1 pseudogene is annotated in these 802 nt (G+C 68.0%); it reads right to left on the bottom strand.

The window, feature by feature from the left end:
* Positions 1 to 802: pseudogene (locus tag MOV63_RS32465) on the bottom strand (RNA-binding protein); the annotation flags it as partial.

The raw sequence follows: 802 nt of genomic DNA, 5'->3' as shown, positions 1-802 counted from the left end.
GCGCGTTCACCCTGGCGCAGGATCACCGGCACCAGCGGATCGTCGGCGGGGGCGGCGGCAAGGCGCGGGCCGGCGAAGCGGATCAACGTACCACCCTGAGCGATCCATCGCTGCAGTGGCGCGTAGGTTTCTGACGGCAGGCGGCCGACATCGGCAAGGATGATGGCGGAAGGGTTTCCCTGGAGGATCTGCGGGATGGCGACCGAAAGATCGGCGGTATTCGGCTGGATGACATCCGCATAAGGCAGGAGCGCGCGGCTGATGTAATAGAGCGGCTGCAACAGCGGCTGGAAATCGCTGCCGCTTTCGCCAGCGAGAAGCGCGATGCGGCGGCGCTTGAAACCATCATCGAGCAGGTGTGCTGCGCCGGCGGTGGCCAGCCCGTCGATGCTAAGGCGCGCGAAATCGTTGCGAAGCTCGAACGGCGAGGTGATCTCGGCCGTGGCGGTCGCAGCACCGGCCGCAAACTGCAGCGTGCCTGAGGCGAGCGCGCGGCCCTGCGCGTCGAGCGCGTTGACGTTCATCTGCTGTGCCGATGCGGTCGGAAGGCGTGTTGCGGTCACCGACATGGCGGCGGCGTTGTTGACCGCGTCGGTCAGCGCCACGGCGCTATGGCCGTCGCCTTCGATCAGGCGCATTTCGGCGGGCGACAGGGCGGCGAATGTCGACATGGCCTCGTTGTCGCTGGCGGCCGCCATGCCATCGGAAAGGATGGCGAGCGTGCCGGGGCGGGTGGTGTTCATAGCCTCCCTGACCGCCTGGGCAGCGCGGGCGCGATCGGGAACCAGCGGCTTGGGGTTGG

This window comes from Neorhizobium sp. SHOUNA12A, from assembly GCF_023006505.1.
In the GTDB taxonomy this organism is placed as follows: domain Bacteria; phylum Pseudomonadota; class Alphaproteobacteria; order Rhizobiales; family Rhizobiaceae; genus Neorhizobium.
Note: the sequence above shows the minus strand (reverse complement) of the source record. Positions and strands in the feature narration are given on the sequence as shown.